This window comes from Rheinheimera baltica DSM 14885 (assembly GCF_000425345.1).
Lineage (GTDB): Bacteria > Pseudomonadota > Gammaproteobacteria > Enterobacterales > Alteromonadaceae > Alishewanella > Alishewanella baltica.
Genome location: NZ_AUDG01000014.1, coordinates 33,310 through 48,934, shown reverse-complemented (window position 1 = coordinate 48,934; position 15,625 = coordinate 33,310). Strand labels below are relative to the sequence as shown.

Here is a 15,625-nt window from a genome sequence, read left to right as displayed (position 1 = left end):
GCTGCTCAGTTTAAGGTTGTGTGCATTGGTCAATTTGCAGACTACCCACCGCACTACCGCGAGGCGGATTAGCACTGTCTAGCTGCAACGTAAAGCTATAGCGCCCAGCGGCCAGATTTGTGCGGTTATTGCTGGTGCCAGCGTCGTTGTATGCCACGGGATAAACTGCACCTGGTGTCAGGCTGCTGGTATCAATGTTGCCACTGGCATCCTGAGCCCATAACTGCGTAGTCCAGCTACCATCATCCGATGCCAGTTTGAACTCAAACTCGCCATCAAAATCTGCAACGGCCTGGTACTTGTTCTCGCCTTTGTAACTCATGCGATACGCAGGGGTGGCATCCCAACCAGAATGACTACCGCGTACGTATAACTGCCCTGAACCTGCAACTGCAAACGGTGCTGGTTCTGAAGAGTCTGGTAAGGCGCAGTCAACTAAAGCGTTGTTAAGCGTCAGGCTAATTTGCGGCGTTGGCGTGGTGACATCCAACAGCAACTTATAGCTGCCTGCCGTATCCAGTTGTACGCTAAACAAATTGCCAGCTGAACCTAATGCAATTGAGCCAGCAGCAACGTCTAGTTCGGCATTACCCAGTGTAATGCTGTCATTGTCACTGATATCAAACTGATAGCTGCCAGACGTTAGCGTTATCAACACGCTATAACGGCCTGAGTTGTCGTACTCTAGTGGAGTGGTATCAGCACCAAAGCCGCGGCTAAACAAAATAGCATCACCATATGGTGAGCTGAACCCATCCGGATCTGCTGGCAAGCCAGTGCCTTGTGCGCCCTGTTGCGGTTTAACAAACACCGCAGCGGTAAAAGCTGGCACGCTAAACACGCCATTGGCAGCGGCTGCCAGACGCGTTTGAGCATCAGCAGATTGTTGTTGTAACGGATGCAACTCGAAACCTGCCGCGGCAGCAATAGTGTGTTGAATGGCTGCGTTAGTGCCGTTAATTATCACCAGCATAGCGTCAACTGCAGGGTCTATGTCGCTTAAACCAATACCATCATCCAGGCTCATGGCAATCACACCGGGCGTTTGTGTTGGGCCGGTATTGTAAAAGCCTACTCTGTCGATAACATCAGCGGCATTTCGTAAACGCAGCAATGGACTATCACGGCGGATCTGTAAGAATTCGGCAAACACCTGGCGTGATGTACCTATAATGTTGCTATCAACAGCGGTATTGCTATTGGCGTTCAGCGCCGCGATACGGTTTTGATCTGGATTATCTTGCGCCATTGGCAAGCCAACGTTCCAGTTGTTGCTGTTGCCATCATAATGCACACGGTTAAACCAGTCGCCAGAGTCGTAACTGTTGCGATCTAGAGATTTAGAGCGCAGGTGGTCAATACCCAGCTGGAAAAAGGGGATGCCCTGGCTTAGTAACGGTATGGCTGCGGTTAAATTATGCACACGGCGGCGGTTATCCGCTGACATAGCATCTGGCAGGGCATATTGCAGTTTGTCCCACAGTGTTTCGTTATCGTGTTTGTCGACATAGTTAATAATATCTGCCGGGTCGTCCGCATAAGACGACTGGGAGAAACGATAGCCTTCGCGACGTTGGCCGTCTTTGTCTTCTAAAACGTAGTCGCGCAGCGTGCCGGCTAAACCTAAGCGGATATGATCGGCATTTTGCAAATTAACGCTATTTTGTGACAGCGCGGCATCGCGCAGGGTATCTCGCGGTCGGTCGTTAAAGGTTCCAACTTCAGTATTGGCTAAGTTGGCTTGAGTTGCTTGCACAAACAAGCGGTTATTCGCCACTTCACCAAAATTCCAGCCTTCACCGTAAAAATAGGTATCGGCATCTACAGCCGCTACTGCGCTGCGTGCATCAATAATAAGCTGCGCCGGTAAATGCCCCATGATGTCAAAGCGGAAGCCGTCCAAACCAAACGCGTCGGCCCAGTGCACTAATGACTCAATAATAAACTTCGCCATCATACGGTGTTCTGTCGCGGTATTTTCGCAGCAAGTTGAGCGTTCTATTTCACCACTCACTTCGTTATAGCGATGGTAGTAACCTGGTACCAACTTATCGAATACTGAATTGTCATTCAGGCCAGACGATGAGGTATGGTTGTACACCACATCCAAAACCACGCGATAACCAATGGCTTGCAGGGTTTGCACCATTTGACGAAATTCAACGATACGGGCAACACTGTCTGGGTCGCTGGCGTAGCTACCTTCAATAACATTAAAATGATGTGGGTCGTACCCCCAGTTAAAGCCATCAACACCCCGCATAGACTGCGCTAACGCAGCGGCATCAGTGCTGGCAGGGTCAAAGCTGTTAAAGGCTTCCAATAAGGTGCTGCTGCCACTGACTGAACCGCATACCGGGGCATCGGCCACGCGCTGGCATAATTCGCTTACGGTATTTTGCAGGCTTAGCTGTTGCGACGGACGTTCCTCAATAGTGGCAATATCATTTGCTGGCAGCATATGAAAGTGCGTTGCACCGGCATCGGCCATTTCCTGTAAGTAAACACGTGCCGCCGTGCCTGGTTCGGTGATGGCTAAATATTTGCCCCGATTAGCCTCGCTGGTGGTATCGTCTAAAATGGTAAGGTCACGTAGGTGAGCTTCCAGTATTACCGCATCTTCTGGCGCATCGACGGTAGGTACTGCCCGACCATTCCAACCTGCAGGGTACAAATCGGCATCGGTCAGGTTTACAAACTGTGAATAACGACCATTGGCAGACGTATTAACCGAATAGGGATCGGTGGCTGTCATTACTTCTAATCGGCGGGTCAACGGATGATAAGCGGCCACCTCAAACTGATAGTATTTGCGATCAACACTAATTGGCGCAGCATACTGCCATACGCCGTCGGCACCTTCTTGCATCGGGTAACTGGCAAATTGCGTTTTGTCAGCGTTATAGACCTTCAGTTGCAGTTGCTGAGCCGTTGGTGCCCAGGTTTTTACCACTATGGTATCGGTCTGATAGCTCAACCCCAGCGTTTGCTCGTCAGCATCATTACTGCCTGAAGTGTACAGGCTATCAAGCGCTTTAGCCTGCTGTACGTAGCTGGCAGTAATCGGTTGATCTTCGTTGTCGAAAGCCGCAATGACCAGCTGTGATTTTACCAATTGTGTTAATTGCTCAGGGGTAGCGTTTAACGCGTAAGCATGCCAGTCGGCCAAATGAGGTACCCGGGCACGTTGTTGCGCAGTCAGGCTGGTGGGGCTTAACGGCAAGGTTAAATCTGCGGTAAAGCTGTCATCTAAGTTGCCTGTGCCAGACGCTAACAACTTAACGCTGCTGCTGTCTTGGTTCCATAACAGTGTTTCGCTGTCCAGCCAGTGTCCTGCAGCGTTAGTAATGCTAAAGCCAGGCTCAAATACCACATCGGCAGGATCAGTAAAAATACCTACGCCGGCGACAACAAAGGCCCAACGTGCGGTGCTGAAAGTCAGTTTCTGGTCATTGTTGTCAGGTTCTTTGGCATCGCCTTTATGTACAATAAAGTTTGCACAGCTGGCACCGGCTTTGGTATCAAATAGCCAATAAGCGCCGTACATATCATCAACACCATCGGGCGTTAGTCCGGTTGTCCACTCGGTGCCTTCATCATCACCCAGGCTTGCGTAAGCATTGCAGCTGCTATTATTCCACGCATGCAGGATCCAGCCGTCATAGTTACCGTCGGGGCGAAAGTAATAGATTACACCCTGGCTAGCACTGGGCACCACTGATGGACCTGTAGCGACTACCGCGGCGGCAATAGTCACTTCTACATTAAGGTTGCTACTAGCGCCCGCACTATCAGTTGCTTTTAGCGTAATACTGTAACTACTGCCTGCCGCAGCCAATGCATTTGCAGCACTGTTAATGGTTAAAGCACCGCTGCTGGCATTCAGGCTAAAAATCGCCTTACTATCGGTAAGTTGCCAGCTGATAGTTTGGCTTTGTGCATCAGTGGCTGTTGCGGTATACACCACAGTACCGTTGACTTGTTCAGCGGCAATGCTAAGGGTAGCCGCAGACGTAATTTGGGGGGCTGTATTAACAACAACACAACGATCTTGCTGGTTGTCATAGATTTGTCCTGTCGGGCAGCTTGGTGTAGTGGTTGTGTCACTTGAGCCTCCGCCGCAGGCTGTAAGTAAGGTGCCCAAGAGCAGCACTGTCCCACGCCAGGCGGGTTGAGCGAGAAAGATTGCGTTCATATGTTTACCCTGTCTTTTTTCTTTTTATGTCTGGCTAATGCCAGTTGTGATTAAGACTATAGAGCCAGTCGGCATTCAACTGGTGATGAATACGTATGTAGCCGGTCATTTTTTATGCGTACTTAAGGTTGCCACCTTTGCTTGAGTGACTTTGTCGGTAAAGCGCTGAATACGTGGGTCATCAGGGGCAAGTTTTTTTGCCTGTTGCAGCAAGAGTAAGCTGTCATCCAAGCGTTGCTGCATAAAATACAACTGCGCCAAAGGTAGTAGAAACCGCACATTGCCAGGCGCCAGTTGTAGCGCATGGTGCAGGTAGTAATTTGCCAGCTGCAGTTGCTGCAGTTGCATGTAGTACATGCCGGTGTCTCGCCACAGCAAAGCATCAAACGGTAGGGCATCAGCCAGCATCGCCATCGCTTTGCTGGCATTGACGATATCTTGCTGGCGCAGATAATGCTCGATAAGTGCCTGCTGCGTGCTTAGCCAGTCGACCCCCGCCAACCTTTGTTGCACTAATTTGTCCAGCGCATCGCGTGCTTCGAATGGTACTGGCGGTAGGTCGGGCTGGCGAAATGGGTACTGACGCATCAAGTTGGTTATTTTCAGCGCAGCATATCGTTGATCCAATTCGGTTAGCGGAATATCCACTTCTGGTATAGCGGCATGGTTTGCGCTGATGGCGCCGCCTAACATATTGCTCTGGCGGATTGCTTGGTAAAACGCTTCAGCCAATAAGCTATAACCTTGCGCAGTAGGATGGACATGCTCAAGCAGCAAGCTATTGCCGACAATACCGTTAGTGCTGTGCTGGCGAAACAACTGCTCGGTATCAACCAGAGTGGCGTGATACGTGTGGGCTGCCGAACGTATTATGCTGTTAAAGGCCGACGGCGCCCGAAAGCGTAGGCTGTCATCATCGCGAGCCTGTTTTAACCAGGCCAGTGCGGCAACAGCATCGTCTTGTTGCAGCGCCTGTAGACCCTGCACAAAAGCATAAGCGGCTTTGTGTTGTAACACGGCGCTCGGTAGAGTTGCTGATGTACTGAGTTGTTGCGTTAATGCCTGCCAGTCTGTGATGCCAATTGCAGAGAACGGCACTAAATCGCGTTCATTGCTCACCAGCGTACTGAGCATTACCGGTATCTGTGCTTGCTGATAGCCTTGAAGTAATAGAGCTAAATTTTGCTGAAACTGCTTTAGTGTTTCCTGATATAGCGGGCTTTCGCTTGCAATGTCAGCCCCTTGGGCAATCTTTGCCATCAGGCTACGCTGATCGGTGTCGGCGGTAGCAGTGGGTGAAAACGTTTGCAATAGAGACTGCATCAGCTGAAATAGCCGCAAGTTTCGAAGTTTTAAATACAGCAAGGTACCGCCACGGCTGCTGGCGACGCTTAAAGCAGAGCCTGCACCCAGTAGGCCCAAAAATTCATTATGTCCGGTGTACACCAATACCAAATCGGGTTGCAATGCGACAATTTCGGCTTGAAAGTCCAGCAGGCTGTAACTGTTTATTGCCGCCATAGCGGTATTGATCACTTCGATATTTTTTTCAGGATAACTGCGTTTAAAGCGTTGCTGCAGCAGGGCCTGCAGGGAACCCCAGCGACCATAAGGAAAGCCTGCAGCGGTAGAGCCGCCTTGTACCACAATGCGAAAGCTGTCCGCTGGCTTTGTGGCTAGCACCAGCTGGGTATCCATGCTTAGTTTCGGCGCCTTACCAGGTGCAAAATAGCGTTGTATTAACTGCTGATTGGGTTCGATGTAGCCACTCGAATGCTGGCTTGGAATAAATAACGGGTAGCTGTTGCCGTAGCCTGTTGCACGCAAGCCAAGCTCAGCCAACCCTAGTATAAGTATTGGCAGCAGCAGGGCAATAAAGTAAAACAGTGGCCGTTTATAATGCATCATTAGCTCCTGCGCTATAGAATTGCACCGTTACCTGCCGGCATATGGACGGCAAAACGTTACAGACAGAAAAAAGGCCAGAGGCATATTCGCGCTCTGGCCTTTATTATTGCGCTAGCTGGCCTTAGTTAGGGCCGGTAATTACCAGCGTTTTGTTGGTCAGGTCGAAGCTGAACTTATAATCGCCTGCCACAGACGGCATAATGGCCAGATTGCCGTTAGACGCAGCCAGTGATACTTCTTGGCCAATTTCAACAGCCAAGCCATCATCAGTTGGCGCACCCAAGTTAACGGTCGACCAATCTGCGGTAGCCACTTTAAAGAACACATTGTCAGTGGTTAACGCTATGGTCCTAACATAAACATGGCCAGCTTCGTTGCTGTTAGCCGCATTAGTCGCGTTAAAGGCCAACTGGTCCTCTTCAAGCCAGTCATTCATACCACCACGTATGTATATTGGCAGTTCTGACACTTTCAGCACAGGCTTCGCGCCGTTAAAATCCAGTTTAAACAGGTAAGAGCTTGATTTATCGACTTTAATACCAATATTGCCGCCAACATCAGTTAATGGAATAGCATCCGCATCTGCTGACATATCAAAGGCGCTATAGCCCATGTCAACCGTTGACCAATCTTCACTGGCAAACTTAAATTGATACGCATTCTCAGACGCTTCCAGGCCATAGATAACCGAATAAGAACGACTGGCATCGTCAAATACGATTTCATCAGATGCTGGTGCAAGCCAGTCATTTAATGAACCGCGGATAAATACTGCGGTGTTACCCAATGGTTTACCTGGTTTAACTTCCAGCGTTGGCATATCAGGTGTTGATAAATCCAGAATAAAGTCGTATTCATTCTGTTGACCTACCGCCAGACTAAGTGCTGAACCAGCAGTAACCAATGGATAAGGCTGATTCAATACCACAGTGGTGTCGGTACCTGCACCAACAGCAAAACCTGCATCCATGTCGGCAATGCTAATGCTATAGGTGTCAGGAGCTAACGACATCCGGCTACTAAATTGGCCCGCGCCACTGTATTCCAGTTCAACCATTTCACCGTCAATAGTCATCACCGGGAACACGGCCAATGGCACTTCATTGATCTTAAGTGTGACAGCTGCCGGGTTAGTGGCATTTAGCACATATTGATAAATGGTATCTTCTTTTAGGCCAATAAACATATCCTGGCCAACACCGTTACCGGCTGTCAGGGCAACTTCACTACCCACTGCCGGGCTATCACCGCCTTTGATAGCGCCAAATGTAGTAGCTTCTGACCAGACAGCATCAGCGATTTTAAAGCCATAGTTTACCGTACCATCTTCTGCCGGTGTGGCACTTACTGGGTGCGAACCATAGCTAAAGTTGAGTCGGAACTTACCGTTGGTATAAGCTAGTTGGTTGGTTGTGAGCCAGTCGTTAAAGCCGCCGCGTAAGTACAATGTGGTTGCTGCGGGGTCGAACTCAAGAATACATTTTGATGCAATTTCTTCCTGGCCTTCACCTACTGCTATGGTGCCTGCCGGACATTGAGCCGCCAGCGCCTGACCAACACAGACTTCGCCGGTAACATCCAGCTCTAAACCCCAGCCACAAGCTTTGCTACCGCCAGCAGCAGCGCCCAGCAGTGGGTGTGGGTTGGCATACAGTCTACCGTCGTAGTTGTTTGCCGTAATGCCATCCTGCAGGTATGACATTTTGTCCAGGTTGGCTAAATGACCGGAATTGGCCAGCGGCACACGTAAATCGGCTTCAGAAATCCGTTTGGCGCCAGATACTCTGTTGTAAACAATCATATTGCCGCACTGATCCGGCGAATCCAGCAGATCCATCGTCCAGTACATACCGTAATTCGGGTCTATACCCGCGGCAGGTTTACCAACGCCCCAGTCAGTGGTGCTTTCGTCTTGATAGGCAGTACAGTCTGGGTCGTTCCAGGTGTGTATGGTTAGGTCTTTATAAACCTCAGTGTTATCACCGTCGGTAATATGTTGGGCACTGCGGTAGAAAATAGCGGCTTTGCCAGCTGGCGCCATATAGCCTACGGTTGGTTGCTCTTCCGCCAACGGGTTATCCAGTGGCGCAATACAGCTGAACGTGCCTGTCTCATCCGGCACGAGATAATTCGGACAAGCGGCTGGTGGTGTATAACAAATTTCTTCGCTATTATTAGCTGAACTTAAACTCAGTTCATTACCACGGCTCGCTTTGCTTAAACGCTCAGACTTACCCAGATAATCTGTAAGGGGTACTGAGGCAAACCAGCTGTCAAACCAGGCGTCGAAACCATCACCAAAGATGTCCTGCTGTCCTTGTGACACTTTGAATGCACGGGCTTCTGCTTTAGCAGTAACCTGACGCGCTTTCTCTGCCAGTGTTAGGCCTAACACATCAAATAGATTAATGCCGTCGTAGTCGTAAGTGTAAGCATTGAACTCGGCAGCATCAAAGGCGGCACCGTCACGAGCCATAGCGGCAGCTTTAAGCGCGGCAATTTCATCTGCGCTTAATGGATAATAGTCTGCATCAACCGTTTGCACGATTTGCGGCAACGGACACCACAACCCCGTTTTCGTGGCGTCGTCGTAGACGTAAGTTTTCTCTACGGAATCGTCGCTACCGCAGCCGTACAGCACAGCAGTAGTCGCCAAAGCCACAAGAGAAAGCGGCTTATATTGTAAACTCATAGCAAATAACTCCTTAAAACTTTCTTTTTTTGGTTATTTTCAGGTGCTATTTTAAATAAATGTCCAGTCTGGCCTTGTCCTCCAAACCGGTTTTGCTAGTCCTTTGTAACCCTGTCGAGTGTGTGTGTGTTTGGTGCCTGTATGGGTTTACAAAAAACGGTCCAACGCTGTTGATTGAAACATCAACGGTGTAAATCTAATCAACACTCCGAACCTTGTATAGTAAATAAGAAAGTTATTATGCATGAATACGTATGCATCTGGTTGTCACAGCATGCCCCTGTGCATTAAGTTTAATGCGTGTATGTGTTGCCTTGTAAAATAGGACTATTCTCAGTAGTGCTTAACTGATTATAGACCGGTGTTAATAATAATAAATGTCGCGTTGTCCGGTAGTCTGTAAAGGAAACTCTTCAAAAAATAACTATTATCGTTTGAGGAACACACATGAAAACGTTCAAACCTAGCGCGCTAACTGCAGCGTTACTGGTCGGGGGAATGCAGTTATCAGTTTTTTCATCTCTGGTAATGGCGCAAGAAGCACCGCAAGCTCCCGCGCAAGAAGTTGAAACAGCTGATATTGAAGTCATCCAAATAAAAGGCTTTCGTCGCAGTTTAATTGAATCCCTAAATGTTAAACGGTTTGCTGATACGGTAGTTGAAGCAGTATCGGCAGACGATATGGGGGCGCTGCCTGATGTTTCCATTGCAGATTCTATTTCGCGTTTGCCCGGTGTTACCGCTGTGCGTACCGGCGGACAGTCAAGCGAGCTGAATATCCGCGGTTTATCTGGTAACTTCGTATTTGCTACCTTAAACGGCCGCGAGCTGGTTTCTAACCAGGGCGGACGTTCTGTACAGTTTGACCAATATCCGTCTGAACTGATTAACTCGGCGCAGGTGTACAAGTCACAAAAAGCCAGCCTGATTGAAGGCGGTGTGGCCGGTACCATTGAGCTGAAAACCGCTAACCCGTTGTTGAACGACAAAGAACATACCTTTAACGTACAGGTGCGTGGTAGCTATAACGATACTGCCTCTGAACACCCGGATGCCGATGAATTCGGTTCGCGGCTAAGTTTCGCCTATCAAGGCAAATTTCTCGATAATACTCTGGGGCTGGGTTTTGGCTATGCCCGACTTGATCAGCCGAATATTTCTACCCAGTTTGTTAATTCGCAACCACGTTGTGGCCTGTTACCTTATGACGGCCCTGCCGTGACATCTGAAACTGATTGTGACGGCAATGCGGTTGCAGGCGGCGCTAAAAAATATATTGTCCCAACCAGCTTTAACCTTAACGCCCGTGGCGGTAAGGAATTGCGTGATGGCTATGTAGGGACGTTTACCTTTATGCCAACCCAGACCCTGACTTGGTCGGGTGATGCGTTTTATTCTAAGTTTGATTCTGAGCGTAAAGACCGTGGTATTTTCTTTGATGGTTTAGGCGCGCTAATTGATGGCCCTAACTTTGGCTTTACCAAGCCGGTATTGTCCGGCGCCAATAACGACGTTATTGTCGGCGGCGTTTATAGCGGCAACCCGACGGGCAATGCAATTCAGGCACCTTTGCCCGGCGGTAATATTCCTATGGGTTTCCAGCTGACTTCAGATGACCGTACTGTTAACAGTGAAGTGTTGTCTGTAGGTTCTAACCTTAACCTGATACTTGACGATCTATCGGTGTCGTTTGATGTGTCGCACTCTACCGGTAAATCTATTTACCTCGATAGCGTAGTGCGGATGGCGTTATTTGATGATGCCCGTGCCGATTTCCCGTTGGCGACCAATGATTATTCGGTGCAGTACGAGCTGAACGGGCTTAACCTGCCAACGATAGCAATCGATGCTGCCAGCCTTGCTGGCTTGTCTGACCCGAACCGGATGATGGTAACGGCGTTGGAAAGATACCCGAACCGGGAGAAAAACGAGGCGACGTCAGCCAAGCTGGACTTTAACTATGCCATTGATGGCGACTATATCAGTTCAATTGAAGCCGGTGTTCGTTGGGCTGAACGTACCCACGATTTTGACCGTAAAATGTATCGCTATGGCTCTGATGGTGACTTCCAGGACCGTCGTAACGGTAAATGGGTGTCGAGCTGGGATTTAACTGACCCGGACAACCCGGTAATCCGCCAGGCATTTGCGCCTTACCAGTTGCAGCCAGGTGACTACAGCGTAATGAATGTTGGTGGTGAGTTGGCGCAGTACGGTGATTTTCTGGCGGTGAATAACCAACAGATTGAAAACGCCTGGTTGCTGGCTAATGGTGTTGATACCTCAGCCGGTAAAAGCTGGGATAACGCCTGGAGCTTCCTGGAGTCTAACCTAGTAACCGAAACCACCTTTGCCGGTTATGCTCAAGCCAATTTAGATATGGCTGTGGGTGATATGCAGCTGTACGGTAATGTGGGTTTACGGGTTATCCGCTCTGAGCAGCGCAGTACCGGCTTGCAGTCGTCGCCAGAGCCGGGTACCGGCGATTGCATTACAGATGATTTCGGTGTTGAAAGTTGCAATTATGATGCGGTAGAGCAAGGTATTGAATATACAGACGTTTTGCCCTCAATGAACCTTAACCTTAAAATGACTGATGAAGACCAGCTGCGATTCGCGGTTGCCCGTGTTATGGCGCGGCCTGAAATGCCGGATATGCGGGTTGGTGGTTCATGGGACTTTACCCGGGTAGAGCAAGGTATTCGCTATGCTGATTTAAATGCTAATACCAGCCCGGCGTTAAAACCGTTTTATGCGGTGCAGTATGATTTGTCATACGAGCATTATTTTACTGAAACCGAAGGCGCTATTGTTGCAGCATTGTTCTATAAAGATATCAAGTCGACCGTACAGCAGACGTCTCAGCCAGACTTTAACTTTGCCAGTGTTGGTATAGACGTGCCAGCGGTAAACCCTGAAACCGGCGTGCCGGTAACGTCAGGTGATTACAGTGCTAAGTTTAATAACGCTGAAGGTGGCTACATCCGCGGTGTTGAACTGGCTTACACGCAAACCTTTGGCTTTTTACCCGAGCCGTTTAATGGTTTGGGTTTCACCGGTAACGTGTCGTACACCGAAAGCGAGTTAAAAAACGAGTTTACGGCAGTACAGGGCGGTGCCCCGGAATCGTCTCCGTTGCCAGGTTTATCTAAGGTGGTGTGGTCGGCTGCTGTGTTCTACGACTACAACGACGTCTTCTCAACGCGTGTAAACGTGCGTTACCGTGATGACAATATTGGCGATCAGATTGCCTTAGGGCAAAGCCAGCAGGCTTACTTTAAGGAAGAGCTGATTGTTGACTATCAGGCATCGTACCAGTTTAATGACACCTTTCAGGGCGTGTTCTCGGTTAGTAACATAACTGATGAACCGAATAGGTCTTACTTCGGCGAAGAATATACTACGGGCACCATTCAGTATTATGGCCGTCAGTACTATGTTGGTGTAAACGCTAAGTTCTAATCGTTGCGTTAACCTGTAAAAGCTGTCGCCTGTGCGGCAGCTTTTTGCTTTCTAAGCGTTTAGATTTTGAGGCATTTTATGACATCACAACCGTTACAGCATATTGTTATCGCCGGCGGCGGCTCTGCCGGCTGGATGACCGCAGCCATGCTGGCATCGCAGTTACAGGGTAATGTGCAGATAACACTGGTAGAGTCAGACGACATTGGCACCATAGGTGTGGGCGAAGCCACCATACCGCCAATAAAGCGCTTTAATGCCATGCTGGGAATAGATGAACATGATTTTATCCGTCGTTGCAATGGCAGTATTAAGTTAGGTATCCAGTTTGAAAACTGGGGCGCGCAGGGCGATAGTTATTTTCATCAGTTTGGCCGCTTTGGTGCCGATTTTGACTATATTCCGTTTCCTTATTTTTACCTTAAAGCTCAACAAGAAGGGCTTGCATTGCCAATACAGGAGTTCTCCGCTGCCTGGCAACTGGCTAAACGTAATAAGTTTGTGCCACCCAATACCGACTCGCGTTCACTATTTTCCGGTTACGACTATGCCTACCATTTTGATGCTGGCCGCTACGCACTTTTTTTACGTGACTATGCTCAGCAGCGTGGCGTGGTGCGGATAGAAGGCCGTATTGCCAGCGTGCAACAGCATGCGCACAATGGGTTTATAAAAGACCTGCTATTGGATGACGGTCAGGTAATTAGCGGTGACTTTTTTATTGATTGCACCGGTTTGCGCAGCGTATTGCTGGGTCAAACGCTGGGGGTGGGTTTTACTGATTGGGCCGATTATTTGTTAAATGACCGTGCCGTTGCTATGCAAACCTCGGCGGATCCCTCATTGCGGCCTTATACCCGCTCTATTGCGCATCATGCTGGCTGGCAGTGGCGTATTCCACTGCAAACCCGCATGGGTAACGGCAATGTTTATAGCAGCCGTTTTATGGCTGATGATGAAGCCGGTACATTATTGCAGCAAACTGTTGAAGGAAAACCTCTAACAGAGCCCCGTTTTATTCGTTTTCAAACTGGTCACCGGCAACAGTTCTGGCAGAAAAACTGTGTCGCTATTGGTTTATCGGCTGGCTTTTTAGAGCCATTGGAGTCGACTAGTCTGCATCTTATTCAGCGCGGCATTATGCGTCTGGTTAGCCTGTTTCCGGATAGCAGCTGTGAACAGGAAGATATTGACGAATACAATGCAACAACCCAGCTGGAATATGAACAAATCCGTGATTTTATTGTGTTGCATTATCATGCCACTACGCGAGATGACAGCCCTTATTGGCAGTACTGCAAGCACATGGCAATACCCGATAGTTTGCAGCAAAAATTGGCATTATTTAAACGCCATGGGCATTTACGCATCGACGATAAAGCCTTATTTAAACAAGACAGCTGGTTAGCAGTATTGCTAGGACAGCATATTGTGCCCGCAAAGGCCGCCCCGGTGACACAATTTAAAACTGAACTAGACCTGCAGCGCACCTTGGCAGCGATGCAACGCCATCTGGCTGATACTGCCAGCACGTTAACCGGACACGAGCAGTACCTGATGCAACACTGCCGGTTTAAACCTGACTAAGGTGTTAGCGAGTTAAGCTGTTGCTGCAAGGTTTTAGCCTCAGCAGGCGCTGTTGGTGTTAGCAGGCTACGTTGCAAGTAGCTTTTAGCCTCGCCGTAGCGCCTGGCCTGCATGAGAATTTGTGCCGCTTGAAAATTGGCGACACCATCGTGTGGTAACGCATCGGCGACAATTTTCAGGCTTTTAAGTAGCATATCGCCGTCTTTTTGCTGATGATACTGGCGAATGCTCTGTTGCAGCATGCCGAGCCAGTCAATACTATCATCAATGTAGCGCCGGCCCAGTTGCTGCTGCACGTTTTGTGCAGGTGGAAACTGCACGGCTATTGGCGCGTCAGTAAAAGGGTAGTCTGCGGTTAGCTGCAAAATTCGCAGTTGCCCGGCAAACTCTTCTGCTGGCAATATCGGCCGTTCTTGCCAGGCAAGCGCCGCGGGTACCGGTTTAGGCCACTGACCAAACTGGCGTTGTTGGTACAGCGCCTGATAAAAGCTATCCGCTAAGACAAAATACCCTTTGATGGTAGGATGCAGGTGTTCCAGCATCATGTCTTTACCAATAATGCCATGCGCAGAGTGCGCCGCCAAAGCCTGCTCGCTGTCGACCAATACGGCGTAAAACTCTTGAGCAAGCTGGCGAATTATATTATTGATGGCAGATGGCGCGCGAAAGCGCAGTAAGTCCAGATCGCGTGCCAGTGTTAACTGTTGTTTTGCATTGTCGTACTGTGCTAATTGCAGATAGAGCTGGCCGAGTTGATAGTGCCAACTAGCGCTGGATTGCTGTTCTTTACTTAGCGCAGCCAGTTGTTGTAACGCCTGGCGGTTATCAGGTTGTTGGCTTAACTGCTGGGTTAACGTCTGCAGTATAGCCAGCTGCTCAGTGCTGGCAGACGTTGAATTAAACGGGGCTTGATTGGCCAGGTTGCTGGCAATCGTCGCCAGATACACCTTAACGCCAGCGCGCTGATAACGGCCCAGTAACAGTCGCATATTTTGTTCAAATTGTGCCAGGCCCGCCTCGTAACGTGCAGAATTAAGCGCAATATCCTTGTGCCGGGCAACTGTGGCCATTACTGTACGGCGCTGTTCTGGTTTAGCTTCTGCTTCGCTAAAAAGCGCCTGATAACCACGCTCTAACAGCTGATACAGGTAAAGTTTCCGTAGTTTCAACCATAACAGCGTTGCGCCGGGTGACTGCGAAGTAAGGTAACTTGAGCCTACCCCCAAAATACCAAGATACTCATTATGGCCGGCGTAAATCAGTACAGCGTCAGGCTCAATAGCAAGAATATCGTCAGATAAGTCCAGCAAGGTATAGCTGTTTACAGCCGACAGCGCAGTGTTAACCACTTCGATATGTTTATTCGGTAAAGTTCGTTTAAGTCGTTGCTCTAACATGCCGGCCAATGAAGCCCCTACGCCGTAAGGGAATCCAGCTGCGGTAGAGCCACCCTGAACCACTAACCGTATGCTGTTGGCAGGTTTATCACGTAGTACAAAGCCGGGCTCCATTTTAACCGGTGGGCGCGGCGCGTCTTTGGTAAAATAGCGCCGGGTAATATCGGGCTCTGTCACCCAATAGGCTGGCAGTGCCGGGTTTTCGATAAACAGGGGTACCGCTTGAGTGGGTAAGGTGAGTCGCAATAGCCATTCTGCAGTTAATAGCAATAATAGCGGTAATAACACAGCAATAAAGCGGAACAACCAAACCTGCATACGTATGCCCTTCCAAAACAGCGTTTTAGCAATAACAAAAGCTACCCAATACTAGGGATTTTCGCT

General features: G+C 49.2%; 6 protein-coding genes. 2 read left to right on the top strand and 4 right to left on the bottom strand.

The window, feature by feature from the left end; genetic code table 11:
• Window positions 1-10 precede the first annotated feature (10 nt).
• The 3 genes from H595_RS0107165 to H595_RS0107155 all read right to left on the bottom strand — a co-directional run bounded on the left by H595_RS0107165 (window position 11) and on the right by H595_RS0107155 (window position 8,795).
• A complete protein-coding gene (locus H595_RS0107165) occupies window positions 11-4,195 on the bottom strand; it encodes an alpha-1,6-glucosidase domain-containing protein (RefSeq protein WP_027670599.1) in 4,185 nt (1,394 codons plus the stop codon).
• Between the two features lie 105 nt (window positions 4,196-4,300).
• Window positions 4,301-6,103: a tetratricopeptide repeat protein gene (locus tag H595_RS21800; protein WP_084153511.1), complete on the bottom strand. Its 1,803-nt coding sequence runs from the start codon at window positions 6,101-6,103 to the stop codon at window positions 4,301-4,303.
• Between the two features lie 121 nt (window positions 6,104-6,224).
• Window positions 6,225-8,795, bottom strand: coding sequence for an early set domain-containing protein (locus H595_RS0107155; protein WP_027670598.1), 2,571 nt, complete (start codon window positions 8,793-8,795; stop codon window positions 6,225-6,227).
• A 447-nt stretch (window positions 8,796-9,242) separates the two neighbouring features.
• Between H595_RS0107155 and H595_RS0107150 the strand changes: the two genes are divergently transcribed.
• Window positions 9,243-12,257 carry a TonB-dependent receptor gene (locus H595_RS0107150; RefSeq protein WP_027670597.1) on the top strand — a complete coding sequence of 1,005 codons (3,015 nt, stop codon included), beginning with the start codon at window positions 9,243-9,245 and terminating at the stop codon, window positions 12,255-12,257.
• A 78-nt stretch (window positions 12,258-12,335) separates the two neighbouring features.
• Window positions 12,336-13,844, top strand: a complete 1,509-nt coding sequence (locus H595_RS0107145; protein WP_027670596.1) for a tryptophan halogenase family protein — start codon at window positions 12,336-12,338, stop codon at window positions 13,842-13,844.
• Here the strand turns inward: H595_RS0107145 and H595_RS21795 are convergent.
• On the bottom strand, window positions 13,841-15,559 hold the full coding sequence (locus H595_RS21795; protein ID WP_051219776.1) for an SGNH/GDSL hydrolase family protein: 1,719 nt from the start codon (window positions 15,557-15,559) through the stop codon (window positions 13,841-13,843). The two genes, H595_RS0107145 and H595_RS21795, sit on opposite strands and share 4 nt — an antisense overlap.
• Window positions 15,560-15,625 lie beyond the last annotated feature (66 nt).

What these genes read in the sequence shown, in the direction of transcription:
- H595_RS0107145 (WP_027670596.1), top strand. Translation starts at nt 12,336, where the DNA reads ATGACATCACAACCGTTACAGCATATTGTTATCGCCGGCGGCGGCTCT.
- H595_RS21795 (WP_051219776.1), bottom strand. Translation starts at nt 15,559, where the DNA reads ATGCAGGTTTGGTTGTTCCGCTTTATTGCTGTGTTATTACCGCTATTA.
- H595_RS21800 (WP_084153511.1), bottom strand. Translation starts at nt 6,103, where the DNA reads ATGATGCATTATAAACGGCCACTGTTTTACTTTATTGCCCTGCTGCTG.
- H595_RS0107165 (WP_027670599.1), bottom strand. Translation starts at nt 4,195, where the DNA reads ATGAACGCAATCTTTCTCGCTCAACCCGCCTGGCGTGGGACAGTGCTG.
- H595_RS0107155 (WP_027670598.1), bottom strand. Translation starts at nt 8,795, where the DNA reads ATGAGTTTACAATATAAGCCGCTTTCTCTTGTGGCTTTGGCGACTACT.
- H595_RS0107150 (WP_027670597.1), top strand. Translation starts at nt 9,243, where the DNA reads ATGAAAACGTTCAAACCTAGCGCGCTAACTGCAGCGTTACTGGTCGGG.